Raw genomic sequence first — 26921 nt, forward strand, 5'->3', positions numbered from 1 at the left:
ACGAACTGGAGCGGGAACGGCTCGACGCGCTCGACATCGACGACCCCACCACCGGTGTCCGCTCCGTCTTCTCCTGGTCGCTGCGGTCCATCAGCGAGCCCGCGGCCAGGTTGTTCGTGCTGCTCGGACTGCATCCGGGGCCGGACTTCGCGGTGGAGGCCGCCGCCAGCCTCACCGCGCTGCCGTGGGAAGAGGCACGGCGGGCGCTGCGCGAGCTGGTGGACCGCAGCCTGCTCACCGCGACGGACAACGGACGGTTCTCACTGCACGACCTGTTGCGGGACTACGCCGCCGAACGCGTGGCCGAGCTACCCGAGGAGGAGCGGGGTGCGGCACTGCGCAGGATGCTCGACCACTACCTGCACACCGCGCACGCCTCCTGGCAGCAGCTGCAGTTCAACATCTCCCCGATCGTGACGGAGCCGCCCGCCGCGGGGGTGGTGCTCGAACCGGTCACGGACGCCGACACGGCATGGGCGGTGTTCGGCGCCGAACACCGGGTGATGCTCAACACCGTCGAACGGGCGGGCGGGTTCGAGGCGCACGACTTCATCTGGAAGATGATGTTCGTGATGCACGGCTACCTCTGCCGGGAGGGGTACCTGCATGAGGCTCTGCGCGTGGAAGTCGCCGAGGCGTTCCGCCGCCGCCAGCCCGCGGCGGTGCCCGGCGGCGACGTCGTGGAGCCCTGCGGGAGGCGATCCGGTGCGCGCAGCCGGCCGGCGACGTCCTCGCGGAGGCGCACCTGCGGCGCGGGCTCGCGTTCACCTACGAGAAGCAGGGCCGCTTCGCGGAGGCGCTCGACGTGCTGGCGGACGTTCATCCGCGCATGGAGGGGCATGGCGACAGCTACGAGGTGGGGCGTCACCTCGCCGCGTTCGGCAGAGCCCACCACAACGCGGGTGATGGCGCCCGCGCGCTCGAACTCTGCTCGGGCGCGGCCCGGAAGTTCGGTGAGACCGAGTACAACGGCCAGGAAGAGGCGCCCGCGGGCAACCTCGAGACGCTGGGCGACATCTACCTCGGTCTCGGCCGGCACGACGAGGCCGTCGAGAGCTACGAGCGGGCGCTGGCGGTGTGGCGGGGGATGCGGGACGGGACCAACAGCGCCGACTGCCTCATCATGCTCGGGAAGGCTTTCATCGCGGCAGGGCGTCCCGGCCGCGGCCGGGACGCCCTCGTCGAGGCGCTGGAGCTCATCGACGCCACGCGGGACGCGCACAACTTCGACAGCGCCGACCTGCAGGAGGCACGGGACCTGATTGCATCGGTGAAAAATGTATGAAGCGAGGTTTGTACCGACCGCGGCTGGGTATTTCTGAGTCAGAGTCCCCACCTGGAGGTGTCATGATCGTCCTCGGTCTCATTCTGCTCGTCGTCGGATGGTTGGTCGGTATCAACATCCTGACGACGCTCGGTGTGGTGCTTCTGGTGATCGGCGCGATCCTCGCCGTCCTCGGCGCGGTCGGCAAGCCGATCGGCGGGCGCGCGCACTACTTCTAAACGCGCACCTTGAGCACCGTTCCCTCCCCCTCGGAAACGGTGAAGGGGCCAGCCTCCACATAGGAGGTTGGCCCCTTCTTTCTGTCTTGTAACAGCTTTACACGTTGTTCTTCGTGCGTGCGGCAGCGGCGAACACTCCGAACGCGACCCCCAGCATGGCCAGAGCGGCGACAGCGGCAACTACAAGATCAACAGACATGATCAGAAAAACTCCCTCTTGCGATCTCTCCCGTCCTTATGACGCCGGGGTACCCCGGATCGTTGCCTCGGGTAACGTTTTCGGGGTGAAACTCCGTGCTGTGGAAGCGCGAGTGCTCTCCGTAGCGCCGTGGCTGTTCGGTTTGTCGGTGCTCGGGCACCTGTTCATGGTCGCGTTCCAGACGAAGATGACCATGATCGACCTGCTGGTGTACCGCAACGGGTCGCCGCACCTGTTCTCCGGCGACCTCTACGAGTGGCGGCTCGACCAGTACGCGGACGTGTTCCCGCTGCCGTTCACCTACCCGCCGTTCGCAGCCGCGATCTTCACGCCGATGAGCTGGGTGCCGTGGGAGGCGTCGCGCTGGATCTGGCAGCTGATCTGCCTGGGCTGCCTCTACTTCATCGTGCGCACGAGCCTGAAGCTGCTGAAGCTGCAGGACCCGCGCCGCGCCATGATGTGGACCGCGCTGACGCTGTGGATCGAGCCGGTCCGCACCACGCTCAACTACGGCCAGATCAACCTGGTGCTGGTCGCGATCCTCATCGGCACGCTCGCGAGTGCGCGCAACTGGGTCGGCGGCGCCGGTGTGGGTTTCGCCGCGGGCATCAAGCTCACCCCCGCGATCTCGGGGCTGTACTTCCTGATCCAGCGCCGCTGGATGGCCGCTGTGTGGTCGTTCGTCGCCTTCGCCGCGGTGTACGGCATCGGCTGGGCCATCTCACCGTCGCAGTCGGACAAGTTCTGGTTCCAGCTGCTCGGTGACGCGAGCCGGGTCGGGCCCGTCGGCAGCGCGATCAACCAGTCACTGCGCGGAGCGTTGAGCCGCACGGTCGGTCACGACGTGAAGACCGGGGCGATCTACATCGCCGCCGTGCTCGTCGCCGCCGCGCTGACGTGGTTCGCCGTCAGCAAGACCAAGGACGTGCTGGCGTTGATCGTCAGCGTGCAGATGCTCGGCCTGCTGGTCTCGCCGATCTCGTGGAGCCACCACTGGGTGTGGATGGTGCCCGCCCTCCTGTGGCTGGTCTACGAGGGCGGACACCTGCTGTGCAAGATCACCGCCGGCCTGTGGGTGCTGCTGACCGGCGGCTACCTGATCTCGTTCCTGCTGCTCGCCCAGCCGAACATCTGGGACTTCCCGCGACCGTGGATCTTCGTGCTGCTCGGCTGGGGTTATCCGGCCGCGGGCATGCTCACGCTGGTCGCGATCGGGCTGGCAACCCGGCGTCAGGGGAACGAGCTGCTGTCCGGCGATGAGGAAGCTGCCGACGGCGAACCCAGCCGAGTCGCCGGCTGAGGCGGGCTTCCAGGAGTTGCGGGCCGCGGTCCAGCCGAGCAGTCCGTCGGCGTCCAGAGCGGTCAGCAACGCACACGGCACGGCGTTCGCACCGGCCGGAGTCGCGGTCAGCGTCCCGGTCGAACCAAGGTGAAAATCGATGTGCGCAACCGCATGAGGGTGTTCCCTCTCATCTCCGCGGGCGGCGGCAGCGCACATCTCGACCGAATCAGCTCAGGGCGTCCAGCACTCCGTCGATCTCCTCGGCGAGGGACACGTCGAGGGCGGTGATTCCTCCCTTGGAGTGCGTGCTCAGGCGAAACGTGAGGCTCTTGTACCGGATGTCGACGTCCGGGTGGTGGTTGTCGTTCTCCGCGATCTCCGCGACCCGGTTCACGACCATGATCGCGTGGGAGAAGCTCGGCAGCTCCACGGTCTTCACCAGCGCCGCGTCCTGGGGACACCAGCCGGGGAGTTTGGGGAGCAGGTCGTCCAACTGATCGTCGCTCAACAGCTCGGCCATGTCCTGATCGTCCCACCACGTCACGTAGGCTGCGCGTTTGCCACGGGAGTCCGGTGAAGCGCCGGGCTGAGAGGAGGGCTCGCAAGCCCTCGACCGTCCACCTGATCCGGGTCATACCGGCGTAGGGAGAGATTTGACGTGAGAAGGATTTTCGCTGTTTGCACTGCTCTGGTGCTGGCCGGGTGTTCGGCCGGGACCTCGACCGCGCCGCAGTCGCACGAGGTCACGCTGGTGACCCACGACTCGTTCGCGGTGAAGCCGGAGGTGCTGGAGGAGTTCCAGAAGGCCTCCGGGATCACCGTGAAGCAGCTCGCGAGCGGGGACGCGGGCGAGCTGACGAACAAGCTGGTGCTCACCAAGGCGAACCCGATCGGCGACGTCGCGTTCGGCGTCGACTCGACGTTCGCCTCGCGCGCTCTGTCCGAGGGCGTGTTCGCCGAGTACGCCTCGCCGGAGGCGTCGAAGGGCGCCCAGCGGTACAAGGCCGACGACACGAACCGGCTCCAGGCCGTCGACGTCGGTGACGTGTGCCTGAACATCGACCCGGCCAAGCTCGGCGGCGTCGAGCCGAAGTCGTACGACGACCTGACCGACCCGAGGTTCAAGGACAAGCTGGTCGTCGAGAACCCGGCCACCTCGTCGCCCGGTCTCGCGTTCCTGCTCGGCACGATCGCCAAGTACGGCGAGAACGGCTGGCAGGAGTACTGGACCAAGCTCAAGGTCAACGGCGTCAAGGTCGTGAGCGGCTGGGAAGAGGCCTACAACCAGGAGTTCTCCGCCACCAAGGGCGACCGGCCGATCGTCGTGTCGTACGCGTCGTCGCCGTCGGCCGAGGGCGGCAAGACCAAGGCCGTGCTCGACACCTGCTACCGCCAGGTCGAGTACGCGGGCGTGCTGTCCGGTGCCAAGAACCCGTCGGACGCTCAGAAGGTGCTCGACTTCCTGCTGGGCGAGAAGTTCCAGGCCCAGGTGGCCGAGCAGATGTACGTCTACCCGTCGCGTGAGGGTGTCGCGCTGCCCGAGTCGTGGGCCAAGGACGCCCCGCTGCCGTCCTCGCCGCAGTCGCTGCCCGCGGACAAGGTGAAGGACAACCGCGAAGCGTGGGTCGAGCAGTGGCGCAAGCTCGTGCAGGGCTGAGTTCGCGCACCGGGTGGTCGGCGGCGGCGCTGCTGCCGCTGGCCTTCCTGGGACTGTTCTTCGCGTGGCCCGTGCTGGCGATCGTGTCGCTGGGCCTGCGCGAGGGCGGTGTCCTCTCCGTGCTCTTCGAGGGCGACACCTGGGAGCTCGTCGGGTTCACGCTGGGCCAGGCACTGGCGTCGACGGTCGTGGCGGTCGTCGCCGGGATGCCGCTCGCGTTCGTGCTGGCGCGCTGCCGGATTCGCGGCCTCGGGCTGATCCGGGCCGCCGTGATGGTGCCGTTCGTGCTGCCGACCGTGGTGGTGGGCCTGGCCTTCCGGACGTTCTGGCCCGACGGCGGGGTGCTGCCGATCGTGCTGGCCAACGCGTTCTTCAACGTCGCCGTGGTCGCGCGGACCGTCGGCGGGCTGTGGGCGCACACCGATCGACGTGCCGAGGACGCGGCCCGTGCCCTCGGTGCTTCTCGTCCCCGGGCCTTCGTCTCGGTGGTGCTGCCGGCGCTGGCACCGGCGATCGGGTCGGCCGCGGCGGTCGTGTTCCTGTTCTGCGCCACCAGTTTCGGTGTCGTGCTGGTGCTGGGTGGGTCGCGGTACCGGACGCTGGAGACCGAGATCTACCTGCGCACGGTCGAGCTGTTCGACCTGTCGGGGGCGGCGGCGTTGTCGCTGCTGCAGTTCGTCGCCGTGCTGGCTGTGCTGGTGCTGGGAGCTCTCGCCCGTCGTCGGCGCGAGACCGCGCTGGCGTTGCGGGGCAGGGAAGAGCTGGCGCGACGGCCGTCCGGTGGCGAGTGGTACGTCGTGGCCGCCGCTTTCGCCGTCGTGGTGGCATTGCTGACGCCGGTGGTGGGACTGGTGACCCGCTCACTGTCCACTCGGGACGGCTGGAGCTTCGCCGGGTACGTGGCTCTGAACACCCGTGGTGATCGCGGCACGTTGGCGGTGACCGGGATCGACGCCGCGGTGAACTCGCTGCGGACGGCCTTCGACGCGACGCTGGTGGCGTTGGTGGTCGGGGTGTTCTCGGCCGTGGTGCTGGTCGGGCTGCGGCGGTCCGGCGCACGTTTCGCCGAGGTGCTCGACACCGCGTTGATGCTGCCTTTGGGCGTGTCCGCGGTGACGGTCGGCTTCGGCTACCTGATCACGATGGACGCGCTGCCGGGTGACTTCCGGACCTCGCCGATGCTGGTACCGCTGGCGCAGGCGCTGGTCGTGACGCCGTTGATCGTGCGGATGGTGCTGCCGGTGCTGCGGGCCGTCGACGAACGGCTGCGGCAGGCGGCGGCGACACTGGGCGCCTCGCCCTTGCGGGTCTGGCGAGAGGTGGACCTGCCGCTGGCCGGGCGAACGCTGGCGGCGGCGGCCGGGTTCGGGTACGTGGTGGCGCTGGGGGAGTTCGGGGCGACGAGCTTCCTGGCCCGCCCGGACGCGCCGACGTTGCCGGTGGTGATCGCGCGGCTGATGTCGCGGCCGGGGGAGTTGAACAGCCAGATGGCCTACGCGGCGTGCGCGCTGCTGATGGTCGTGACGGTCGGGTGCGTGCTGCTGATCGAGCGGTTGCGCGTGCCGAGCAGCGGGGAGTTCTGATGGCACTGGAACTGGACTCGATCACCGTCCGGTATGGACAGACGGCCGCGGTGTCGGACGTGTCGCTCTCGGTGGCGGACGGCGAGGTCGTCGCGCTGCTCGGGCCGTCCGGCTGCGGCAAGTCGACGTTGCTGCGCACGGTCGCGGGGCTGGAGAAGCCCGCTTCCGGTGCGGTGCGGTGGGATTGCGCCGACCTGGCCGGCGTCCCGGTGCACCGGCGCGAGTTCGGGCTGGTCTTCCAGGACGGGCAGCTGTTCCCGCACCGGACGGTCGCCGGGAACGTGGCGTTCGGCCTGCGGATGCAGAAGGTCGAGCGCGAGGCACGGGACAAGCGCGTGCTCTCGTTGCTGGAGCTCGTGGGGCTGGAGGGCTACGCCGATCGCCGCGTGACGCAGCTGTCCGGCGGAGAGCAGCAACGGGTGGCGCTGGCGCGGGCGTTGGCCCCCTCACCACGGTTGCTGCTGCTGGACGAACCGCTGTCGGCGCTGGACCGGGCGTTGCGCGAACAGCTCGCGGTCGACCTGGCGCGGTTGCTGCGCGAGGCCGCGACGACGGCTCTCGTCGTGACGCACGACCACGACGAGGCCTTCACGCTGGCCGACCGCGTGGCGATCATGTCGCGCGGCCGGATCGTCCAGGTCGGCCCGCCGGCCGAGGTGTGGTCGTCGCCCGTCGACGTGGAGACAGCGAAGTTCCTGGGCTGCAACAAGTTCGTGCCCGGCTCGTTCGTCGGGCTGGACGTCGAACGGGTGGGGCTGCGGGCTACGGCACTGCGGGTCGACCCCGACGGGTTGATGGAGGGCACGGTGCTGGAACGGGTGCATCGGCGCGACCACGTGCGGCTGCTCGTGGAGATCGGCGGCGAGGAGTACGAGGCCGTGGGACCGATGTCCGAGATCGGGGACCGGGTCCGGCTCGAAATTGACTTGGACGGCGTCGCTCGGATCGGTTAGCTGTGGGTCCTATGGGATCTCTTGGGGGACGCGTCGCGCTGGTCACGGGCGTGAGCAGGCGGCAGGGCATCGGGTACGCGATCGCATCGAGGCTTTCCGGCCTGGGGGCCGATCTGTTCGTGCAGCACCACGTCGCGCATGACGCCGCACAGCCGTGGGGCGCGGACTCCGTTGACGAGGTGCTGGCGGATGTCGGCGCTCTGGGGCTGGGTGTGGATCTGGCACGGCCCGAGGCACCCGACGAGCTGATGGCCGCGGCTGTCGAGGCTTACGGCCGCGTCGACGTGCTGGTGTGCAACCACGCCCGTTCTGGCGGCGACGGGCCGTTGGGCTCGCTGGACGCGGCGATGCTCGACGAGCACTACGCGGTGAACACGCGCTCGTCGATCCTGTTGGCGCAAGCGTTTGCCCGCCAGTGGACCAGGACCGACGGCGGGCGGATCGTCTTCATGACGTCCGGCCAGAACCTCGGCCCGATGCCCGGCGAGATCGCCTACGCGGCCTCGAAGGGCGCGCTGGCGGCGATCATCGCCACGCTCTCGCACGAGCTCGCGGACCGGGGCATCACCGTCAACGCGGTGAACCCCGGCCCCACCGACACGGGGTGGGCGGGACCGGAGCTCAACGAGTTCGTGAACGAGCGGATGCCGTTGAGGCGCTGGGGTCAGCCGGACGACGCCGCCCGGCTGATCTCCTGGCTGTGCACCGACGACGCTGCCTGGATCACCGGACAGGTGCTGAACAGCGAGGGCGGCTTCCGCCGTTAGCTGTCCTTGGTGATCAGGCGCATCGCCGCCAGCCCGGTCCCGATCAGCAGGTAGCACCCGGCCAGCAACGTGCTGTCGCCGATCTGCCCCAACGGGATCGGGTCGCGCATCACGTCGATCAGCCCCGGGAAGCCCGTGGTGATCAGGAACGGGTGCAGCCAGTCCAGTGACGAGAACTGCCCGAGCACCTGGAACACGATGATCGTCGTCATCGTCGCCGCCTGCACCACGAGCGGGTGCTCGGTGGTGGACGAGACGGCGAGGGCGACGGCGCCGATCGCCACCATCTGGAACGTCACCAGCAGGATGAACAACCCGATGCGCAGCAGGCCCTCGGCGAAGGAGAGCGTGGTGCCGGACAGCGTCATCATGCCGTCGGTGCCGAGGAACGCCGTGCCCGCGATGATGCCGACGACGGCCATCAGCGTGACGGCGAACAACGACATCGCGGTGAGGCCGAAGAGCTTCACGAACAGCAGCCGCACACGGGACACCGGTGCGACCAGCAGGCCGCGCAACGTGCCGTGCTGGGCTTCGCCCGCGAGTCCGTCCGCCGCCCAGATCGACGCCACCAGCGGCAGCAACAGGTTGAGCGACAGGAACAACGTGAAGATCGGCACGACCATGCCGTTGCCCTGCAGGATCGCGCCGAGGCCCGGAGGCCCGCCGCCGCCCTCGTCCGATCCGGCGGTCCAGATGCCGAAGCTGATGATGATCGGTACGAGGATCAGGCCGAACAGACCGATGAGGGTCCGCGGCCGGCGCAGCATCCAGCGCACCTCGGAGCCGAACTGACGCGTGATCATCGGCGTCCCCCGTCCAGGGTGTCCACTGCGGACATTCCGCGCTCGGCCTCCTCGGCCTCGGTGAGCCGCGCGAACAGCTCTTCCAGGCCGGTCTTCCAGCGCGTCGCCTCGAAGACGCGGGCGCCGCCCTTGACCAGGGTCTCGATCACCTGCGGTGCGCTCGTCCCCGCGAGCTCGACGCGCAGTCCGTCACTCAACGGCCTGGCCGAGATCTTGGCCTGCCGCAACGCACTCAACGCGCTCTCGACGTCCGGTGTGATCACCTGGAGCGCCGAACCGCCCGCCTGCAGCAGTTCGGTCAGTTCTCCCTGTGCCACCACGGTGCCGCGGTGCAGCACCGCGACGTGCGTGCAGGTCGCCTCGACCTCGCTGAGCAGGTGGCTCGACACCAGCACCGTGCTGCCGGCCTCGTGCAGCTCCGCGATGATCTTGCGGATCTCCCGCGTGCCGGCCGGGTCGAGGCCGTTGGTCGGCTCGTCGAGGACGACGAGCTTGCGCGGCACGAGCAACGCCGCGGCCAGGCCGAGACGTTGCTTCATGCCGAGCGAGTACCCCCGGTACCTGCGGTGGGCCGCCTGGGCGAGCCCGACGCGTTCGATGGCGTCCTCGACCGCCTGCTTGATCTCCTTGCGGGGCAGCAGAGGCTCGAACGCGGCACACCTGACGAGGTTCTCCCGTCCGCTGAGGAACGGGTGGAACCCCGGACCCTCGACCAGCGCGCCCACGTGCGGCAGCGACTGCTCGGCTCCCTCGGGAAGCGGCCTGCCGAGCAGTTCGATCTCCCCCTGCGTGGGGCGGACCAACCCGAGCAGCATCCGGATCGTGGTCGTCTTGCCGGACCCGTTGGGCCCCAGCATGCCGAGCACGGCTCCTTCCGGCAGCTCGAGGTCGACGCGGTCCACGGCGACCGTGCTCCCGTACTCCTTGCGCAGTCCCTTGGTCCGCGCGGCGACAGCGGTCTTCGAAGGCGCTGTCACCGGCGCGCTGGTCGAGGTGGTCACTTCACGTGTCCGATCGTGTCGAACAGGACCTGCTCGGGCACGGCGCCCGCGACGACACGACCGTCGTCGGCGATCAGGATCGTGGCGACCTTCGTGGTGAAGACCTGACCGCTACCCCACGCACCGCTGACCTTCTTGGTGAACTTGTCGACCAGGCCCTGCGCCTCGGCGGGGACCTGGGTCATGGCCTCCGCCGGGATGCGAGCCCCGACGACCGTGTCCCAGCCCGTGCCGAAGAACTGCGGGTCCTTGCCCTGCAACGCCTGCTCCAGGCCGAGTTCCGGCCTGCGGTCACGGCCCTGCTCCGACTCCTTGGCCTCCGGCGTGGTGACCTTGGCCTGCGCCGGCGGCGTGAACTCGAAGAGCTTCGGGTCCTGCGGGCCGACGTTGATCTCGCTGAAGCCGACCGTGCCCGCGGGCTCGGCCGTGCCGTTGGTGAGAACGGCGACGCGCAGCGGCATCTTCAGCTCGGAGTCGACCGCGATCCGCACCTCGCGGATCAGGGTCTTCTCGCTGGCCTTGGGGGTCAGCACGAGCTCGTAGGCGGCACGGTTCGCGACCCGCGCGGTGCCGTCGACGGAGATCTCGCTGAACTCCCTGGTCAGCTCGACGACCTGCTTGGCAGCGGTCGCCGGGTCGACCGACTCGGCCTGGGCCGGCTTCTCGGCCTTCGGCTCGTCCTTGTGCTCGGCCTTGGTGACCTCGTTGTCCTGCGAGTTCCAGGACCACGTGGTCTTGCCGTCGTTGACGATGGTCTGCTCGGACTGGCCGTTCGGCAGGGCGGCGCGGAACTTGCCGTTGCCGTCCGTCCAGATCCGGGCGCTGTGCTTGCCGTCGGCGAGCTGCGGGATCTGCGAGATGGCCGGGAGACCGAGCTTGTTGTCGACCTCCACGGTCCCGCCGAACGCACCCGGCTTGCTCGTCAGCACCTGTTGCACGAGTGACTCCGCGGACACGTCCGGGAGTGATGGCGGCTGGCCCGCACCCGCTGGCATGGCGAGCAGGCTCAGGCCTGCCACACCGGTGATCACGCCGGTCGCCGCAGCGACCAGGGTCACCTTTCGCTTGTTCATCAGTGGTCCCCTCCTCCAAGGGCTTGTGCTCACAGCTTGGTGGTGGGTTGCTGAGATGGTGCTGAGACTACTTCTACCTGCGGTTTCTCGCCTACCGCGAGGTGTTTTCTGAGAGTCGGCTGAGATCTTGCGCGCGGCTGAGAGTTCTGAGCGGCATGCTGTGTCTCGTGAAGCCTCGAGTGCTGGTCGTGGACGACGAAGTCGGCGTGCGCCGGGCCTTGGAGCGCGGCCTGTCCGCTGAGGGCATGGAGGTCGTCACCGCGTCCGACGGGCCCACGGCGCTGCGGGTCGCGTTGACCGGCGCTTTCGACGTGGTGCTGCTCGACATCATGCTGCCCGGGCTGTCGGGCTATCGCGTGCTGCAGCGCATGCGGGCCGACGGGGTGCGCACGCCCGTGCTGATGGTCTCCGCCAAGGACGGTGAGGTCGACCAGGCGGACGGCCTCGACCTCGGCGCCGACGGGTACCTGGTCAAGCCGTTCAGCTTCGTGGTGCTGGTGGCGCAGGTCAGGGCGTTGCTGCGGCGGGGTGGCGGGGCACGCCGCAAGCTGACGCTGGGGAACCTGGTGATCGACCGCGGGCTGCGCGAGGTCAGCTGGGCGGGGCTCGACGTCTCGCTGTCGCCGCGCGAGTACGCGGTTCTCGACGTGCTGGCGTCGCGCGCGGGGTCCGTGGTGACGAAGGACGAGCTGCTGCGGACCGTCTGGGGAGACGAGCAGGCCGCGACCCGCAACGCCGTCGAGGTCTACGTCGGGTACCTGCGGCGCAAGCTGGAGGCCGTGGGTGCCGGTGAGGTCGTGCGGACCATCCGCGGGCACGGGTACATCGCGTCCACCCCGGACCTGGACAGCGCGTTGGGCAACAAGTGAGCCCTGGCTGGTGGTTGCGGCGCTCGCTGCGCTTCCGCATCACCGTCGTGGCCACCGGGGTCGCGTTGCTGTGCCTGCTGGCGTTCACGGGCCTCGCGCCCGCGTTGATCGGGCTGATCCAGATCACGGCGGTGGACCAGGAGCTGGCGAAGTCGGAACCGCGGGTGCTGGACGTGTCCGGGGTGCCGGTGGACGGCAAGCCGCCGCTTCCGTTGACGGACCAGGACATCCGGACGCTGAGGTCCGGTGAGCCCGTGCTGCGGATGGAGGGCGAGTCCGCGCTCCGCTACCGCGGCCAGGTCGTGTTCTCGGGTGACGGGTCGCCTCGCCTGGAGGTGTACGGGAGCACGCTGCTCGGGTACGAGAACGCGAACACGCTGGGCACGCGCTGGCTGGCCGTCGCGGCCGTGCTGGTGGCCGGGCTGGTCGGGATCGCGACGTGGCTCTCGGTGCGGTCGTCGTTGCGGCCGGTCGAGCGGATGCGGGTCGCGGCGGGGGAGCTGCCGCACGGTGAACGGCTGCCGGTGCCACCTTCGCGCGACGAGCTGCAGGCGCTGGCCGAGGCGTTGAACGCGTTGCTGGCCCGGCGCGACGAGGCCTCGGACCGGTTGCGGCGCTTCACCGGGGACGCGGCGCACGAGCTCCGTTCGCCCGTGGCCTCGGTGCGCGCGCAGGCCGAGGTCGCGGTCGCGCACCCGGACCCGGACTTCTCCATCGAGGTGCTGGAGTCGGTGGTCGAGGAGTCGATCCGGCTCAGCGCCCTGGTGGAGTCGTTGCTCATCCTGGCGCGCGCGGACACGGCGGCACCACCGCGCGCCGAGGCCGTGGACCTGGTGCTCGAGGCCGAGGCGGCGATCTCCCGGCTCGACACGGAACTGCTCGTGCGGCTCACCGCGCCGCCGTCGGCCTGCCTGGTGTCGGCGACGCGGTCCGAGGTCGAGCTGGTGCTGGACAACCTCCTGCGCAACGCCGCCCGGTACGCGTACTCGACGATCACGCTGACTTTGGTGCCGGTCGGGCGGGACGTGCGGCTGCTCGTGGACGACGACGGGCACGGGATTCCCCTCGAACACCGGACGAAGGTGTTCGACCGCTTCTACCGGGTGGAGGAGGACCGCGGGCGCCGGTCCGGCGGGTTCGGGCTGGGACTCGCCCTGGTGTCGCACCTCGTGCGGCGGCGGGGTGGTTCGGTGCGTGCCGCGGAGTCACCTGCCGGGGGTGCGCGTTTGGAGATCCGCTGGCCGTCCTGGTAGCAAGCTCTGGTGCCAGAGTTGCGAGCGTCGGCACTGGTCGACGCGCCGGTTGCCGTTGTCGCGGGTGCCCTGTTGGACACGTCGCTGATCACGGGGTTCGGGGTGCGCGTCCCGAGTTCCCTGCTGTGCCTGGGAGATGTGCTCACCGGGCCGTTCGGGGTCCGGTCGACGGTCACCCGCGCCGACTTGTCCGGTGTGTCCGCGGCCGGCGACTTCCTGGAGCTGCACACGGACCTGGTGGTGACCGGGGCCGGGACGATGGTGGTCGACCGCGTCTCGTGGACCTCGGTCCGCGGTGTCGTCGGGCGGTTCGCGGACGTCACGGTCGCGCGCGGGATGGCGTTGCGGGTGCTGGAGAAGCGCTCGGCCCTGCTCGCCGCGCGGTGCGGGGAGCTGCGGGCGGCGCGGGTCGTCGTCGGGGCGGCGATCGTCCGGGATGGACGGTTGCTGGCGCAGCAGCGGTCCTACCCGGAAAGCCATGCGGGACAGTGGGAACTGCCCGGCGGCCGGGTCGAGCCCGGCGAGAAGCCCGCGGACGCGTTGGTGCGCGAGTGCGTCGAGGAGCTGGGGGTCTCCGTCGTCGTCGGCGCGCAGATCGGGCCGGACGTGCCGTTGAAACGCGATCTGGTGCTGCGGATCTTCGCCGCCGAGCTCGCCGACGGTGAACCGGAAGCGTTGGAGCACAACGCTGTCCGGTGGGTCACCGCCGACGAGCTGCCCGGTCTGGACTGGCTGCCCGCCGACCGCGTGCTGGTGCCGGCCCTTCAGGAGCTCCTCAACTGAGCCCGGACAGGCGCAGGGCCGCGTTCAGCCGGTGCTGGGCGCGCTCGCGGGCCCTCTCCGCGCCTGACCGCCGGATCCTGTCGAGCTCCGCCGGGTCGGCGAGGAGCTCCAGCGTGCGGTCCCGCACCGGTCGGAGCTCCTCGATCACCGCTTCGGCCACGACGTTCTTCAGGTCGGAGAACTTGGCCGTGTAGTCCTCGGGCTCCTTGCCGGTGCAGGAGGCGAGGATCTCGGTCAGGTTCGCGATGCCCTCGGTCGACGAGACGGCCCTTCGGACCTTGCGCCGCACCAGGTCCGGCTCGTCGAGCACGAAGACGACCCCCGCTGAGTTCTGCGCCGACTTGTCCATCTTGCGCGCCGGATCCGAGAGGTCCTTGATGCGCGCCCCGACCTTCGGCACCACCGCGGTCGGCACGATGAACGCGTCGCCGTAGGCGTGGTTGAAGCGCCGGGCGAGCGCGCGGGCCAGTTCGACGTGCTGGAGCTGGTCCTCGCCGACCGGCACCTCCGCGGTGCCCTGCAACAGGATGTCCGCCGCCATCAGCACCGGGTAGGTCAGCAGGCTCAGCCGCACCGACTCGCGGCCGAGCGACTTCTCCTTGAACTGGATCATCCGCGCGGCCTCGCCGTAGGTGCAGGTGCACTCCAGGACCCAGTTGAGCGCTCCCAGCTCGCGGATCAGGTCGCTCTGCACGCACACGCTCGCCGGGTCGATGCCGGACGCGATGAGCACCGCGAGCTGCTCCCGCGTCATGGATCGCAGTCTCTGCGGGTTGTGCGACGACGTCATCGCGTGCAGGTCGCTGATGAAGTACACGTCCTCGTCGGTGCCCTCCGCCGCCCACGTGCGCAGCGCGCCGAGGTAGTTGCCCAGGTGGACCTGGCCGGAGGGGGTGATGGCCGAGAGCCGGATCATGGTTCGTCCCTTCGTGGGGACCACCCGTCCGGAACGCATCAAAAAGGCCGCCCGTCCGGGCGGCCCGCGTGTCGCGTCAGTGGTGTCTGCGCGCTGCTACTCCGGCCGCCTGAAAGCGGCCCACCAGAAGGCGTTGAGAGTGCGCACGATCGTCAGTATAGGTCTACCGTCAACGCATGTTCATCGTGCTGCTGAAGTACGCCGCGCCACTGGAACAGATCGACTACGCCCTCCCCGACCACCGCGAGTGGGTCGAGAAGCAGTACGAGCGAGGACTCTTCCTCGCCTCGGGGCGTCAGGTGCCGAGGACGGGCGGCGTGATCATCACGCGCCCCATGCCCCGGGGCAAGCTCGAAGCGCTGCTCGCCACGGACCCGTGGGCCGAGCAGAAACTGGTGAAGTACGAGATCTACGAGTTCGAGGCGACCCGTACGGCACCGGAACTCGTGAAGCTGAACGAGTCGGTGCTCCAGCCCTAGCACCCGCTCGGAGTCCAGCCACTCGATCGCCGCGTGGAGCGCGTCGCCGTCGACGAGCACCTGCGGGGCGATCGGGGCCTTGCCGTACGTCCAGCCGGTCCGGCCGGCCATGAGCGCTGTGCCCGGAGCGAGATCAGCACGGCTTCAACCAACCGACCGGTTGGTTGACGCAATCGCACGATCACGTGACGGATCGCGTTCGTCGACCCCTCAGGTCCACGTGCGGAGGCGTCGGCGGCGTGAGCTTCGGCACGTGATGCGGGCCGGTCGGCTGCACTCTCGATCGAGTGACGCTCGAGAAGCCCTGGCGCCGCGTCGACCTACGACCGAATCCCGGCAGGTCTCAAGCGGCCTTCTTGAGGGCCTTCCTGGCTGCCTTCTCCGCCTTCTTCGCTGCCTTCTTCCTGGCCTTGTCACGCTCCTTGAGCAGGAACGGAACCGGGCAGCGCTTGCACTGGGGCTTCGACCGGCAGCACTTCTTCTTGAGCTTCTTACCCACAGGCTGGACTCCACTCCGACACGTACCGCCAGACTAGGTGAGGCTCACTTCACTGGCACTCCCGTGTGGTAATGGCGACGCAGCCGGTAGTATCGACAACGGCCCTGCGCATCGAAGTGTCCGGCGCGAGCCCCTCCAACGCCTTCGAAGCTCTAGGAGTTCTGCGTGCCCACGGCCACCGCGTCTGCCCTTCAGACGCGAACTGACCTGCGAAATGTCGCGATCGTCGCGCACGTCGACCACGGTAAGACCACCCTGGTCGACGCCATGCTGCGCCAGTCTGGCGCCTTCTCCGCGCGTGCCGAGCTCGTCGACCGGGTCATGGACTCGGGCGAGCTCGAGCGTGAGAAGGGCATCACGATCCTCGCCAAGAACACGGCTGTGCGCAGGCACACGCCGGATGGCGACGTGATCATCAACGTTGTCGACACCCCCGGCCACGCCGACTTCGGTGGCGAGGTCGAGCGTGCGCTGTCCATGGTCGACGGTGTCGTGCTGCTGGTCGACGCCTCTGAGGGCCCGCTGCCCCAGACGCGCTTCGTCCTGCGCAAGACGCTCGCCGCCGGCCTGCCGGTGATCCTGCTGGTCAACAAGGTCGACCGCCCCGACGCCCGGATCTCCGAGGTCGTCGAGGAAGCCCACGACCTGCTGCTCGACCTCGCGACCGAGGTGGGCGCCGACGAGTCCGTGCTGGACCTGCCGGTCGTCTACGCCTCCGCGCGTGCCGGTCGTGCGTCGCTGACCCAGCCCGAGGACGGCGGCCTGCCGGACGAGGAGAACCTGGACACGCTGTTCCAGGTGCTGCTCGACCACATCCCGGCCCCGCACGTCGACGTCGACGGCCCGCTGCAGGCGCTCGTCACGAACCTCGACGCCTCGACCTTCCTCGGTCGTATCGCGCTGTGCCGCATCCACCAGGGCACCATGCGCAAGGGCGAGACCGTGGCGTGGTGCCGCGAGGACGGCGAGCCGATCAAGGTCCGCATCACCGAGCTCCTCATCACCGAGGCGCTGGACCGCGTTCCCGCCGAGTTCGCCCGCGCGGGTGACCTGGTCGCCATCGCCGGCATCGCGGACATCACCATCGGCGACACGCTGGCCGACGCCGAGACCCCCGAGGCGCTGCCCCGGATCACGGTCGACCAGCCGGCCATCTCGATGACCGTCGGTGTGAACACCTCGCCCCTGGCCGGTCGCAACGGTGGCACCAAGCTCACCGCCCGCGTCCTCAAGGCCCGCCTCGACGCCGAGCTCGTCGGCAACGTGTCGGTGAAGGTCCTGCCGACCGAGCGTCCGGACACCTGGGAGGTGCAGGGCCGCGGTGAGCTGGCGCTGGCCATCCTGGTCGAGCAGATGCGCCGCGAGGGCTTCGAGCTGACCGTGGGCAAGCCCCAGGTCGTCACGCACACGGTCGACGGCAAGGTCCACGAGCCGTTCGAGCGCCTGTCCGTCGACTGCCCCGAGGAGCACCTCGGCGCCGTCACGCAGCTGCTGGCGAACCGCAAGGGCCGCATGGAGAACATGTCGGGCCACGGCACCGGCCGCATCAAGCTCGACTACGTGGTCCCGTCGCGAGGCCTCATCGGCTTCCGCACGGAGTTCCTCACCGAGACCCGCGGCACCGGCATCGCGAACGCCGTCTCCGAGGGCTACGCCCCGTGGGCGGGCGAGATCCGCACCCGCCACAACGGCTCCCTGGTCGCCGACCGCACCGGCTCCATCACCGCCTACGCGATGATCCAGCTGGCCGACCGCGGCACGTTCTTCGTGGAGCCGGGCGCCGACGCCTACGAGGGCATGGTCGTGGGCGAGAACCCGCGCGCCGAGGACCTCGACGTCAACATCACCCGCGAGAAGAAGCTCACGAACATGCGCTCCTCCACCGCGGACGTGATGGAGACCCTGGCCCGCCCCCGCAAGCTCTCGCTGGAGGAGGCGCTGGAGTTCTGCGCCTCCGACGAGTGCGTGGAGGTGGCCCCGGAGGTCATCCGCGTCCGCAAGGTCACGCTGGACGCCAACCTGCGAGGCCGCGAGCGCTCGCGCCTGAAGCAGCGCGGCTGACGCTGATCTGAACGCCTGACAGGGGCGGCTGGGCCAACGGCCCGGCCGCCCTTCGTCGTCTCCGGGGGTGGTGGCGTCGCGTCCGTGTGGCGTGGCGCTCGCCGGGAGGCGGGACGGGGCACGGGGCACATTCTGGGGCGCTGGAACGCGTCTGGGGTGGCGTGGAGGCCGGGAACGCGAGGACGGCGGGGGTGGGGCGCGCCACGCCGGACACCGGCCGTGTCGGGCAAGGCCGTGCCGTGAGGCGTGGGTGGGGCGAGTGTGGGCGGGGTGAGCGTGGGCGAGGCGTGCGTGCGGGAGGCGTGCGTGGGCGGGGTGTGCGTGGGCGAGGTAAGCGTGCGGGAGGCGAACGCGGGCGAGGCGTGCGTGCGGGAGGCGAACGCGGGCGAGGTGAGCGTGCGCGAGGTGAACGCGGGCGAGGTGAACGCGGGCGAGGTGAACGCGGGCGAGGTGAACGCGGGCGAGGTGAACGTGCACGAGGCGTGTGCAGACAAGCGTGCGGGGCGGGCGGGGCGGGCGGGGCCGGGTGGGGCAGGCGGAGGCGGAGCGGAGGCGTGCGCACGCTTGCGCAGGCGTCCCCCTTGATTTGGAGTCCCCCGCGACCCAACTTAGCCACGAGGTCTGACAGTCCCGTGCGACCAGGGTGAAGCCGGAGGCCCGTGCGACAAGGGGAAGCCAGAGGCGAGCAACTTCGCCCCTCGACGCAACGGCGAAGCCGAGACGTCCCTCCGAACGCAAAGGGCAACGGCGAAGCCGAGCCACTCTTCCGCCAACGGCAATGGCGAAGCCGAGGCGTGTGAACCTAGGACCACCGGGCAAGCGGTGGTGACGTGCCCAGCTCGGCGATTGGGGCTTGACCTTGAGGAGCTGGATGCGACCGTTGCAGGGATCGGCCGGGCACTTCGAGCCCGGCCTTTTAAGGCCGATATGTGCATCCAGCTAGAGGCTCAAGGTCAAGCCCCAATCGCTATCGTCGCGCAGCGGCGATGACCGGCACCGGCCCGTCTTGACCCGCGCAACCACCCGCACAAGGCGACCACGCGCAAGCAAGGTGACCACCCCGCTGGAACCGGCACACAACCAACGGAACCTGCACAACCCCCAGAAACTCAGCCAACTCCAACGAACCACCCGACCAGGTGAGCCGTACTACCCACCGTGCGAGCAACCCCGCCCCAACCCACCACGTCCACCAAGTGGCGAGGGTGACAAAACCTGGGTTGCCCGAACACCACCACCATCCTTCTGGCAATGTGAGGACCATGAGGCGACTCGGGGGAGTGCTTGCCGCGGCGCTGCTGTGCGGCACAGCGGCGGCGTGCACGAACGCGCCCCCTCCGCCCCTGGTAGCCAAGACCGAGGCGCCCGTCATCACGGCGACCGGGCCCAAGGTGACCGAGATCGTGGTCGGTGTGGACGACGTGGCCGGCGGCTACAACCCGCACGCCCTTGCCGCGCAGAGTCCCATCACGACCGCCCTCAGCTCCCTGCTCCTCCCGAGTCCGTTCAGGCCGGGCAACGACGGTGCGCCGCAGCTCGACCGGAACCTCATGGTCAGTGCGAAGGTCACCAAGGCCGAGCCGTTCACGGTCACCTACACGATTCGCAAGGACGCCAGCTGGTCGGACAGCGCTCCGATCGCCGCCGAGGACTTCTACTACCTGTGGCAGCGTATGCGCGCCGAGCCCGGAGTTGTGGATCCGGCGGGTTACCGGCTCATCAACAACATCAGCGCTCGTGAGGGCGGCAAGACGGTCGAAGTCGCCTTCGGCAAGCCGTTCCCCGGGTGGCGCAGCCTCTTCTCGAACCTGTTGCCCGCGCACCTGCTCAAGGACGCGCCCGGTACGTGGTCGAACGTGCTCGCGACCGGGTTCCCGGCCACCGCGGGTCCGTTCCAGGTGCGCAGTCTCGACGAGCCGCGTGGTGAGGTCGTGCTCGAGCGGAGTGATCGGTACTGGGAGGTGCCGACGACGCTCGACCGGGTCGTCATCCGCAGGGCCACGCACAGCGCGATGGCCGAGTCACTGTCCAAAGGCGACAACCAGGCGGCGTTGCTGCGGGCGGACGCGGCGGACGTGAACCTGCTCGAGGCGATCGACGAGGTCACGACGAAACCCGTGCCGCGCAACGAGGTCGTGCAGGTGGTGCTGCGGCCCGCCAGCGAGCAGCTCGGGGACGTCAGGACTCGCAGGGCGATCATGGCGGCGCTCGACCGCGATGCGCTCATCGCGTCCGGCACGCAGAGCGGGCCCAGTGCCTCGTTCCGGGCCGACTCGTACGTGGTGCCGCCGAGCAGGCCGGGGTACGTCAAGACGATCAACGGGAACACGCTCGACGCGGCGGCGAGCGAGCGGCTGCTCACCGAGGCCGGGTACGCGAAGGCCGGCACCGGGTGGCAGAAGGCGGGCAAGGCGCTCAAGCTCAGGATCGCCGCGCCGGAGAAGGCCGAGCCCTACGTGAGCATCGCGAACCGGATCAGGGCCCAGCTCGCGGAACGCGGGATCGACTCCGAGGTCGTCACGCCCAGCGCCGAGGATCTTTTCAGCAAGCAGCTCACGGAGGCAGGTGTCGACATCGCCGTCGTGCCACGGGTCGACGCGGGGGACACGGCGGCGGCGCTCGCGAGTGAGTACGGGTGCGCCGGTGACGCTCCGGACGGGGCGACGCCCAGCCCGCAGAACATCGCGGGCTTCTGCGACCCGGCGATCCAGGCGGACGTCGACGCCGCGCTCAACGGCAAGGTCCTCGTGTCCGACGTGCTGGCCAGGGTCGAGCCCCTCATCGCCGCCCAGGCCGTCTCGGTGCCGTTGTTCCAGGTGGTCGACCTACTTGGTGTGCTTCCCACGGTTTCAGGTGTCGGCACCGGGGCACCCCTCGCGGGCGTGCTCAGCGGTGCACCCGAATGGCGGCGCCTCGACAAGTAGTCGAGAGGTCGAAATTGCGTTGCGCGCACATTTGGGGCGTTGCTACTTTCGGCCGCCGTCGTTGACAGAATTCCGCGCGCCCGGTCAACGAACGCTTCCGCCCGGTAATCGGGCCATTGCGGCCAGCTACAACCTGTTTCCATTGGGTCACGATCGCCCTCCCAGGTAGTGACCGCCGCCTCAACGGGTTCTTACCGTGCTGCCCACGATGTGCCGGTTCGGGGCGCGTATGGCACATCACGGTTATGGGCGTGCATGCCGACCTGGCCACGGCCGCCCAGTGCTAGGAGGGCACGTGTCGATGAGGAGAACCAAAGCACTTCCGGCGATCGCGCTGGTCGCCAGCGCGTCTCTCGTGCTGGGTGCCTGTGGTGGTGGCGGCGGTGGGAGCAGCGACGCGAACGGTGGCGACTCCACCATCGCGGAGATGGCTGTCGCACGCGGCGAGTCCGCGGACGGCTACACCGCACCGGAAACGAAGCAGAGCGACCAGATCGTGGTGTCGACGGACAAGGCTTTCACGTCGTACAACAACGCGACTGAGGACGCCAACCAGTCCTACAACACGTTCGCGCTGGTTCTCACACAGCCTGGTGCGCACATCCTGAACGGCAACAACAAGTACAGCGTCAACAAGGACGTGATGGAGAGCGTCGAGGTCACCTCGAAGTCTCCGCAGGTCGTGACGTGGAAGCTGAAGAAGGGCGTCACCTGGTCCGACGGCGAGGCCTGGGACTGCGACGACTTCTACATGGCGTGGTTCACCCAGAGCAACACGTCCAAGAAGGCCGACGGCAGCAAGTACTTCAAGCCGGCCGGCTCCACCGGGTACGACCTGATGACCGGTGAGTGCAAGGACGACCAGACGTTCGTCGGCAACTTCGCGGACCCGTACCCGGACTACATCGGTCTGTTCAACAACGACGTCCTCCCCGCGCACATCCTCGAGAAGAACGCGGGCATCGCCGACGTCACCAAGCTGACCAAGGACACCCCCGCCGCCGACCTCCAGAAGGCCGCTGACTTCTGGAACGAGAAGTGGAACGGCTTCACCGCGGCTCTCATGCCGGGTGCGGGCCCCTACGTCCTGACCGGCTTCGAGCCGAACCAGTCGGTGACGCTGGAGCGCAACCCCAAGTGGGCCGGCAAGCCCGGTGGTCCGTCCAAGATCGTCCTGAAGGCGGTCTCGGACCCGGTCGCGCAGGCACAGGCGCTGGAGAACGGCGAGGTCGCCGTCAACTCCATGGCCCAGCCCGACGCGAACGCCGCGACGAAGCTGAAGAGCCTCAGCGCTCAGGGCATCACGTTCGGCGCGGGCCCCGGCCTGTCGTTCGAGCACTTCGACATCCAGATGAAGCACCCGGTGCTGTCCAAGGAAGAAGTCCGCAAGGCGTTCTTCATGTGCGTCAAGCGCCAGGACATCATCGACAAGCTCATCACCGAGGTGCAGTCCGACGCGAAGCCGCTCGGCAGCCTGATCTTCTTCCCGAAGGACGAGGGCTACAAGGACCTCTACGCCGAGAAGGCGAAGGGTGACGCGGCCGCGGCGAAGAAGATCCTGACCGACGCCGGCTGGGCGCAGGGTGCCGACGGCGTGTTCGCGAAGGACGGCGTGCGCGCTTCCTTCCGGATCAGCCACACCGACATCCCGCGGCGCAAGCAGACCGTCGAGCTGGTCCAGGGCCAGTGCAAGGAGGCCGGGATCGAGGTCAAGGACGACACCGACCCGAACTTCCTCGACGAGCGCGTGAGCCAGGGCGACTACGACGTCGCGCTGTTCGCGTGGTCCGGTGGCCCCACCAAGAGCGACAAGAAGTCGATCTACGAAACCGGTGGTGGCCAGAACTGGCAGAACGTGTCCGTCCCGGCTGCGGACGAGGCCTTCAAGTCGGCCGTGTCGCAGACGTCGATCGCGGACTCGCTCAAGTACTTCCAGAAGGCCGACGAGGAGATCTCGAACGCCTACGCGTCCCTCCCGCTGTTCCAGATGCCGAACATGTGGGCCTTCAAGGGGCTCGACCGCGTGTACTTCCAGAGCTACTACGGCGCGCTGTGGAACGCCAACGAGTGGCAGACCAAGTAAATCGTCTTAGCTGAAGTGCGCAACGCCTGACCGGGCGGGGCCGGACCACGAGTCCGGCCCCGCCCGAGCCGGGTTGTCCCTAGGAGCCCGCCCGTGATCCGCTACATCATCCGGCGCCTGCTGATCTCCATACCCATCCTGCTGATCGGCAGCTTCGCCTGTTACGTCCTCGTCGCCACCGCCGGAAACCCCTTGGCGGAGATGCGATTCCGGCCCGGCGTCACCGAAGCGGACCTCAAGGCCGCGGAGGCCGCACTGGGCTTGGACAAGCCCGTGTTCATCCGCTACTGGGACTGGCTCGGCAACTTCCTGTCCGGTGACTGGGGCCAGAGCATCGCCCTCGGTCAGGCCAAGACCGCTGTCTTCCCGGCCGTCACCGACGCGCTGTGGACCACCGGCCGACTCGTCATCGGCGCCGAACTCCTCGCTCTGACACTGGGTGTCTCGGTCGGCGTGCTCGCCGCCGTGCGCCAGTACTCGATCTTCGACTACCTCGCGACCAGCACCGCGTTCCTCATGTTCTCGATGCCGATCTTCTGCGTCGCGGTCATCGTGAAGAACTACGGCATCCAGTTCAACAACGTCCTGGAGTCGATGGGGCTGGACCGCTGGCTCACCACCGCGGGCCCGCGGCCGGGTGGCTTCACCGGCAGCTTCGGCGAAGTGATCTTCAAGTACACCGGCACGTTCCTGCTGCCGACGGTCGCGTTGATGCTGATCAGCTTCGCCGCCTACAGCCGGTTCGAACGCGCCTCCATGCTGGAGATCCTGCACTCGGACTTCGTGCGCACCGCGCGGGCGAAGGGCATCTCGCAGAGCCGCGTGATCTTCCGGCACGCGTTCCGCAACGCGCTCATCCCCGTGTCCACGCTGTTCTCGCTGAACTTCGGTGCCGTGCTGTCCGGCGCGATCATCACCGAGACCGTGTTCGGCTGGGCCGGCATGGGCACGCTGCTGGTCAACTCAGTGAGGCAGTTCGACCCGCCGATGCTGATGGGCTGGCTGGCCGTCACCGCGACCCTGATCGTGCTGTTCAACCTGATCGCCGACGTCGTGTACGGCATCCTCGACCCTAGGATTCGCCTTGGCTAACATCAACATGGCGTCCGAGGGCGGCGTGGTGAACAGCGCTCCCCAGTCCGACTCGCACGAGTTCGACGCCACCAAGACCCGCACGCAGGGCCAGTTGGTCATGCGGCGCTTCCTGCGCCACCGGCTCGCGATGGTGAGCCTCGGCGTCTTCGTCTTCCTCATCCTGTTCGCGTTCATCGGGCCGTTCATCTGGACGTTCGACTACGAGGACGTGAGCAGCAAGTCCTACCAGCCGATGAGCGGCACCCACCCGCTCGGCACCACCCAGGTCGGCAAGGACATGCTCGCGCTTCTCATGCGCGGCACCGGGTACTCGTTGCAGATCGCGTTGATCGTGGCCGCGCTGGCGACCGCGATCGGCGTGACTTTCGGCGCGCTGGCCGGATATCTGCGCGGTTTCGTGGACACGGCGCTGATGCGGCTCGTCGACCTGCTGCTGATCATTCCGCAGATCGCGGTCGCCGCGATCGTCGTCAAGGGGTTCTCCGGCAGCTGGTACGTCGTCGCGCTGGTGCTCGCCGCGTTCGCGTGGATGTCGATCGCCCGCATCACCCGCGGTGAGACGCTCGCCCTCGCGCAGCGCGAGTTCATCGAGGCGGCACGAGCGTGTGGCGCCTCGACACCTCGCATCATCTTCAAGCACCTCGTGCCGAACATGATCGGCAGCATCACGGTCAACGCCACGCTGGCGATCGCCGCCGCGGTGCTGACCGAGGCCGCGTTGTCGTTCCTGGGACTGGGAGTCCAGCCCCCGGACACCTCGCTCGGCGTGATCGTGCTGGAGAACTACGGGCAGTTCATGAACCGGCCGTGGCTGTTCTGGGGTCCGTTCATCGTGCTCGTGTCGCTCTCCCTCGCCGTCAACTTCATCGGTGACGGCCTGCGCGACGCGTTCGACCCGCGGCAGACGAAGGTGCGTGCCTGATGAGTGTTTCCGAACTGTCGGAGGACTTCTTGCCCTCCAACACCACCGCACCGCTGCTGTCGGTCAAGGACCTGAGCGTCACGTTCCCGACCGACGACGGCGACGTCCGCGCCGTGCGCAACGTCTCGTTCGACCTCAACGCCGGCGACGTGCTCGGCATCGTCGGCGAGTCGGGCTCCGGCAAGTCCGTGTCCTCCATGGCGATCATGGGCCTGTTGCCCAAGAACGCGGTCATCGAGGGCTCGATCCGCTATCGCGGTGAGGAGCTGAACGGCCGCAGCTACAAGCAGATGCAGCCGTTCCGCAGCAAGCACATCGCGATGATCTTCCAGGACCCGATGACGTCGCTGAACCCCGTCTACACCGTGGGGTGGCAGCTCGCCGAGACCTACCGCGCGCACCACGACGTCTCCAAGAAGGCGGCGTGGGCCAAGGCGGTCGAGGCTCTGGAACTGGTCGGCATCCCGCAGCCGGACAAGCGCGCGGCCCAGTACCCGCACGAGTTCTCCGGCGGCATGCGGCAGCGCGTGGTCATCGCGATGGCGATCATCAACGACCCCAGCGTGATCATCGCCGACGAGCCGACCACCGCGCTCGACGTGACGGTGCAGGCGCAGATCCTCGACACCATGCTGCGCCTGCAGGCCGAGACCGACGCGGCGATCGTCATGATCACGCACGACCTCGGCGTGGTCGCGGGCATGGTCAACCGCGTGCAGGTGATGTACGGCGGCACCGTGGTCGAGTCCGGCCCGGTCGACGACGTCTTCGAACGGCCGCGGATGCCCTACACGGTCGGACTGCTGGGCTCGGTCCCGAACCCGTCCACCCTGGGCAAGAGGCTCACCCCGATCAAGGGCGCGCCTCCGTCGCTCGTGAACCTGCCGACCGGCTGCTCGTTCTCGCCGCGCTGCCCGCTCGTCGCCGACGTGTGCCACGAGTGGGAACCGCTGCTGGAGGAGGCCGGCGCCGCGAACCACACGACGCGGTGCCACCGCTGGGAGCACCTGGCGACGATCGAGACGCCGCAGCGGCTGTTCCTGCACGACGAGATCGGCACGGTGGAGAACCCGGCCGCGTTCGCCGCGGCCAACCCCGACGAGTCGCTCGAAGTGACCGCCGTGCACGGGTCTCTGCTCACGGATGAGGAGGCGAAGTGACCGCGCCACTGCTGGAGGTCACCGACCTCGTCAAGGAATTCCCCGTGCGGGGCAAGGGAATCATCCCGCGCAACGTCGGCACGGTGCAGGCCGTGTCCGGGGTGTCGTTCACGCTGCACCCCGGCGAGACGCTCGGCCTCGTCGGCGAGTCCGGCTGTGGCAAGTCCACGACCGGACGCGCGATCCTGCAGCTGCACAAGCCGACCTCGGGCTCCGTCAAGTTCGAGGGCCGCGAGCTGACGACCATGAGCAACAAGCAGTTGCGGCCGTTGCGCAAGGACATCCAGATCGTCTTCCAGGACCCGTACGCGTCGTTGAACCCCAAGTGGCAGGTCAACGACATCATCGCGGAACCCCTGGTGATCCACGGTGTCGAAGGTGGCGTGCAGCGGCGGGTGAACGAGCTGATGGAGCTCGTGGGCCTCAACCCCGAGCACCGCGGCCGGTACGCGCACGAGTTCTCCGGCGGTCAGCGGCAGCGCATCGGCATCGCCCGCGCCCTGGCGCTGAACCCGCGGTTCCTGGTGCTGGACGAACCGGTGTCCGCTTTGGACGTCTCGGTGCAGGCCGGTGTCGTGAACCTGTTGGAGGAGCTGCAGGAACGGCTCGGGCTCGCCTACCTGTTCGTCGCGCACGACCTCTCGGTGGTGCGGCACATCTCGGACCGGGTCGCGGTCATGTACCTCGGCAAGATCATCGAGATGGGCGACCGCGAGGCCATCTACGGCAAGCCGATGCACCCGTACACGCAGGCGTTGCTGTCTGCGGTGCCGATGCCGGACCCGAAGGCGGAACGTCAGCGTCAGCGGATCGTGCTGACCGGTGACGTGCCGTCGCCGGTCAACCCGCCGTCGGGGTGCCGCTTCCGCACCCGGTGCTGGAAGGCGCAGGACATCTGCGCGACCGAAGAACCGAAGCTCGAAAGGCGCGGTGGCCCGGAGGGAACGTTGTCCGCCTGCCACTTCGCCGAGGAACGTGCGGTCGTGTAGCAGTACCGCTCTCCGCGTCGGACCGTTAGCAAAGGCCGCCTTTATCAACCGATGAAGGCGGCCT

Annotated in this window: 25 protein-coding genes; 19 read left to right on the forward strand and 6 right to left on the reverse strand. The window is 68.8% G+C overall.

From position 1 onward, the window contains the following. Window positions 1-829: 829 nt before the first annotated feature. The 3 genes from IEY88_RS45600 to IEY88_RS29880 all read left to right on the forward strand — a co-directional run bounded on the left by IEY88_RS45600 (window position 830) and on the right by IEY88_RS29880 (window position 3002). A complete protein-coding gene (locus IEY88_RS45600) occupies window positions 830-1285 on the forward strand; it encodes a tetratricopeptide repeat protein (RefSeq protein WP_373294216.1) in 456 nt (151 codons plus the stop codon). Window positions 1286-1347: 62 nt separating this feature from the next. Then, window positions 1348-1503 (forward strand): DUF6131 family protein, encoded by a 156-nt coding sequence (locus tag IEY88_RS29875; RefSeq protein WP_189158217.1) that lies wholly within the window; start codon window positions 1348-1350, stop codon window positions 1501-1503. Window positions 1504-1787: 284 nt separating this feature from the next. Further along, window positions 1788-3002, forward strand: a complete 1215-nt coding sequence (locus tag IEY88_RS29880) for a mannosyltransferase (RefSeq protein ID WP_189158218.1) — start codon at window positions 1788-1790, stop codon at window positions 3000-3002. A 208-nt stretch (window positions 3003-3210) separates the two neighbouring features. Here IEY88_RS29880 and IEY88_RS29885 read toward each other — a convergent pair whose 3' ends face one another. After that, window positions 3211-3504 carry a 4a-hydroxytetrahydrobiopterin dehydratase gene (locus IEY88_RS29885; protein ID WP_189158219.1) on the reverse strand — a complete coding sequence of 98 codons (294 nt, stop codon included), beginning with the start codon at window positions 3502-3504 and terminating at the stop codon, window positions 3211-3213. 138 nt (window positions 3505-3642) lie between these two features. On the opposite strand from IEY88_RS29885, the gene IEY88_RS29890 reads away from it, so the two are divergent. Genes IEY88_RS29890 through IEY88_RS29905 form a run of 4 tightly spaced genes read left to right on the forward strand, consistent with a single transcriptional unit; the run spans window position 3643 to window position 7944 of the window. Then, the gene (locus IEY88_RS29890; RefSeq protein ID WP_189158220.1) at window positions 3643-4641 is read left to right on the forward strand and encodes a thiamine ABC transporter substrate-binding protein; all 999 of its coding nucleotides are present in this window, start codon (window positions 3643-3645) and stop codon (window positions 4639-4641) included. Beyond that, on the forward strand, window positions 4617-6224 hold the full coding sequence (locus IEY88_RS29895) for an ABC transporter permease (protein ID WP_373294217.1): 1608 nt from the start codon (window positions 4617-4619) through the stop codon (window positions 6222-6224). The genes IEY88_RS29890 and IEY88_RS29895 overlap by 25 nt, the downstream gene beginning before the upstream one ends. Beyond that, window positions 6224-7177 (forward strand): ABC transporter ATP-binding protein, encoded by a 954-nt coding sequence (locus tag IEY88_RS29900; protein WP_189158221.1) that lies wholly within the window; start codon window positions 6224-6226, stop codon window positions 7175-7177. Before IEY88_RS29895 ends, IEY88_RS29900 begins: the two co-directional genes overlap by 1 nt. Before the next feature lie 11 nt (window positions 7178-7188). Further along, window positions 7189-7944 carry an SDR family oxidoreductase gene (locus IEY88_RS29905; RefSeq protein WP_189158222.1) on the forward strand — a complete coding sequence of 252 codons (756 nt, stop codon included), beginning with the start codon at window positions 7189-7191 and terminating at the stop codon, window positions 7942-7944. Here IEY88_RS29905 and IEY88_RS29910 read toward each other — a convergent pair. Genes IEY88_RS29910 through IEY88_RS29920 form a run of 3 tightly spaced genes read right to left on the reverse strand, consistent with a single transcriptional unit; the run spans window position 7941 to window position 10824 of the window. Further along, window positions 7941-8750 carry an ABC transporter permease gene (locus IEY88_RS29910; protein WP_189158223.1) on the reverse strand — a complete coding sequence of 270 codons (810 nt, stop codon included), beginning with the start codon at window positions 8748-8750 and terminating at the stop codon, window positions 7941-7943. The two genes, IEY88_RS29905 and IEY88_RS29910, sit on opposite strands and share 4 nt — an antisense overlap. Next, complete coding sequence (locus IEY88_RS29915) at window positions 8747-9727, reverse strand: ABC transporter ATP-binding protein (RefSeq protein ID WP_229693891.1); 981 nt, start codon at window positions 9725-9727, stop codon at window positions 8747-8749. Before IEY88_RS29915 ends, IEY88_RS29910 begins: the two co-directional genes overlap by 4 nt. Window positions 9728-9747: 20 nt before the next feature. Beyond that, window positions 9748-10824, reverse strand: coding sequence for a LolA family protein (locus IEY88_RS29920; RefSeq protein ID WP_189158225.1), 1077 nt, complete (start codon window positions 10822-10824; stop codon window positions 9748-9750). Window positions 10825-10979: 155 nt separating this feature from the next. On the opposite strand from IEY88_RS29920, the gene IEY88_RS29925 reads away from it, so the two are divergent. The 3 genes from IEY88_RS29925 to IEY88_RS44500 are packed head-to-tail and all read left to right on the forward strand — an operon-like array spanning window position 10980 to window position 13729. Then, the gene (locus tag IEY88_RS29925) at window positions 10980-11693 is read left to right on the forward strand and encodes a response regulator transcription factor (protein ID WP_189158226.1); all 714 of its coding nucleotides are present in this window, start codon (window positions 10980-10982) and stop codon (window positions 11691-11693) included. Beyond that, window positions 11690-12946, forward strand: a complete 1257-nt coding sequence (locus IEY88_RS29930) for a sensor histidine kinase (RefSeq protein WP_189158227.1) — start codon at window positions 11690-11692, stop codon at window positions 12944-12946. The genes IEY88_RS29925 and IEY88_RS29930 overlap by 4 nt, the downstream gene beginning before the upstream one ends. 9 nt (window positions 12947-12955) lie before the next feature. Then, window positions 12956-13729 carry a (deoxy)nucleoside triphosphate pyrophosphohydrolase gene (locus IEY88_RS44500; RefSeq protein WP_229693893.1) on the forward strand — a complete coding sequence of 258 codons (774 nt, stop codon included), beginning with the start codon at window positions 12956-12958 and terminating at the stop codon, window positions 13727-13729. Here the strand turns inward: IEY88_RS44500 and trpS are convergent. Next, window positions 13722-14645: a tryptophan--tRNA ligase gene (gene trpS, locus IEY88_RS29940; RefSeq protein ID WP_189158228.1), complete on the reverse strand. Its 924-nt coding sequence runs from the start codon at window positions 14643-14645 to the stop codon at window positions 13722-13724. The two genes, IEY88_RS44500 and trpS, sit on opposite strands and share 8 nt — an antisense overlap. A 176-nt stretch (window positions 14646-14821) precedes the next feature. Here trpS and IEY88_RS29945 point away from each other — a divergent pair, with 176 nt between their 5' ends. After that, entirely contained in the window at window positions 14822-15124 is a 303-nt protein-coding gene (locus tag IEY88_RS29945) for a YciI family protein (protein ID WP_189158229.1), read from the forward strand. Window positions 15125-15467: 343 nt separating this feature from the next. On the opposite strand, the gene IEY88_RS29950 is transcribed toward IEY88_RS29945, so the two are convergent. Next, entirely contained in the window at window positions 15468-15623 is a 156-nt protein-coding gene (locus IEY88_RS29950) for a hypothetical protein (RefSeq protein ID WP_176929698.1), read from the reverse strand. 165 nt (window positions 15624-15788) lie between these two features. Here IEY88_RS29950 and typA point away from each other — a divergent pair, with 165 nt between their 5' ends. The 8 genes from typA (at window position 15789) to IEY88_RS29990 (ending at window position 26857) form a co-directional block, all read left to right on the forward strand. Next, complete coding sequence (typA, locus tag IEY88_RS29955) at window positions 15789-17684, forward strand: translational GTPase TypA (protein ID WP_189158230.1); 1896 nt, start codon at window positions 15789-15791, stop codon at window positions 17682-17684. Window positions 17685-17954: 270 nt separating this feature from the next. After that, the gene (locus IEY88_RS29960; protein WP_189158231.1) at window positions 17955-18269 is read left to right on the forward strand and encodes a hypothetical protein; all 315 of its coding nucleotides are present in this window, start codon (window positions 17955-17957) and stop codon (window positions 18267-18269) included. A gap of 677 nt (window positions 18270-18946) precedes the next feature. Continuing rightward, window positions 18947-20608, forward strand: coding sequence for an ABC transporter family substrate-binding protein (locus IEY88_RS29965; RefSeq protein ID WP_189158232.1), 1662 nt, complete (start codon window positions 18947-18949; stop codon window positions 20606-20608). Between the two features lie 301 nt (window positions 20609-20909). Continuing rightward, window positions 20910-22691 carry an ABC transporter family substrate-binding protein gene (locus IEY88_RS29970; RefSeq protein ID WP_189158233.1) on the forward strand — a complete coding sequence of 594 codons (1782 nt, stop codon included), beginning with the start codon at window positions 20910-20912 and terminating at the stop codon, window positions 22689-22691. Between the two features lie 93 nt (window positions 22692-22784). Next, complete coding sequence (locus IEY88_RS29975; protein WP_189158234.1) at window positions 22785-23783, forward strand: ABC transporter permease; 999 nt, start codon at window positions 22785-22787, stop codon at window positions 23781-23783. A 7-nt stretch (window positions 23784-23790) separates the two neighbouring features. Further along, window positions 23791-24708: an ABC transporter permease gene (locus IEY88_RS29980; protein ID WP_189158326.1), complete on the forward strand. Its 918-nt coding sequence runs from the start codon at window positions 23791-23793 to the stop codon at window positions 24706-24708. Then, the gene (locus tag IEY88_RS29985) at window positions 24708-25868 is read left to right on the forward strand and encodes an ABC transporter ATP-binding protein (RefSeq protein WP_189158235.1); all 1161 of its coding nucleotides are present in this window, start codon (window positions 24708-24710) and stop codon (window positions 25866-25868) included. Before IEY88_RS29980 ends, IEY88_RS29985 begins: the two co-directional genes overlap by 1 nt. After that, window positions 25865-26857, forward strand: a complete 993-nt coding sequence (locus IEY88_RS29990; protein WP_189158236.1) for an ABC transporter ATP-binding protein — start codon at window positions 25865-25867, stop codon at window positions 26855-26857. The genes IEY88_RS29985 and IEY88_RS29990 overlap by 4 nt, the downstream gene beginning before the upstream one ends. Window positions 26858-26921: the final 64 nt, after the last annotated feature.

The sequence above is a fragment of the Lentzea pudingi genome, assembly GCF_014646255.1.
Classification (GTDB): Bacteria; Actinomycetota; Actinomycetes; order Mycobacteriales; family Pseudonocardiaceae; genus Lentzea; species Lentzea pudingi.

Excerpts from the sequence above, each read along its gene's own strand:
- IEY88_RS45600 (WP_373294216.1), top strand. The coding sequence starts at position 830 with ATGGAGGGGCATGGCGACAGCTACGAGGTGGGGCGTCACCTCGCCGCG.
- IEY88_RS29875 (WP_189158217.1), top strand. The coding sequence starts at position 1,348 with ATGATCGTCCTCGGTCTCATTCTGCTCGTCGTCGGATGGTTGGTCGGT.
- IEY88_RS29885 (WP_189158219.1), bottom strand. The coding sequence starts at position 3,504 with ATGGCCGAGCTGTTGAGCGACGATCAGTTGGACGACCTGCTCCCCAAA.
- IEY88_RS29900 (WP_189158221.1), top strand. The coding sequence starts at position 6,224 with ATGGCACTGGAACTGGACTCGATCACCGTCCGGTATGGACAGACGGCC.
- IEY88_RS29905 (WP_189158222.1), top strand. The coding sequence starts at position 7,189 with ATGGGATCTCTTGGGGGACGCGTCGCGCTGGTCACGGGCGTGAGCAGG.
- IEY88_RS29910 (WP_189158223.1), bottom strand. The coding sequence starts at position 8,750 with ATGATCACGCGTCAGTTCGGCTCCGAGGTGCGCTGGATGCTGCGCCGG.
- IEY88_RS29920 (WP_189158225.1), bottom strand. The coding sequence starts at position 10,824 with ATGAACAAGCGAAAGGTGACCCTGGTCGCTGCGGCGACCGGCGTGATC.
- IEY88_RS29925 (WP_189158226.1), top strand. The coding sequence starts at position 10,980 with ATGCTGTGTCTCGTGAAGCCTCGAGTGCTGGTCGTGGACGACGAAGTC.
- trpS (WP_189158228.1), bottom strand. The coding sequence starts at position 14,645 with ATGATCCGGCTCTCGGCCATCACCCCCTCCGGCCAGGTCCACCTGGGC.
- IEY88_RS29945 (WP_189158229.1), top strand. The coding sequence starts at position 14,822 with ATGTTCATCGTGCTGCTGAAGTACGCCGCGCCACTGGAACAGATCGAC.
- IEY88_RS29965 (WP_189158232.1), top strand. The coding sequence starts at position 18,947 with ATGAGGCGACTCGGGGGAGTGCTTGCCGCGGCGCTGCTGTGCGGCACA.
- IEY88_RS29970 (WP_189158233.1), top strand. The coding sequence starts at position 20,910 with ATGAGGAGAACCAAAGCACTTCCGGCGATCGCGCTGGTCGCCAGCGCG.
- IEY88_RS29980 (WP_189158326.1), top strand. The coding sequence starts at position 23,791 with ATGGCGTCCGAGGGCGGCGTGGTGAACAGCGCTCCCCAGTCCGACTCG.
- IEY88_RS29985 (WP_189158235.1), top strand. The coding sequence starts at position 24,708 with ATGAGTGTTTCCGAACTGTCGGAGGACTTCTTGCCCTCCAACACCACC.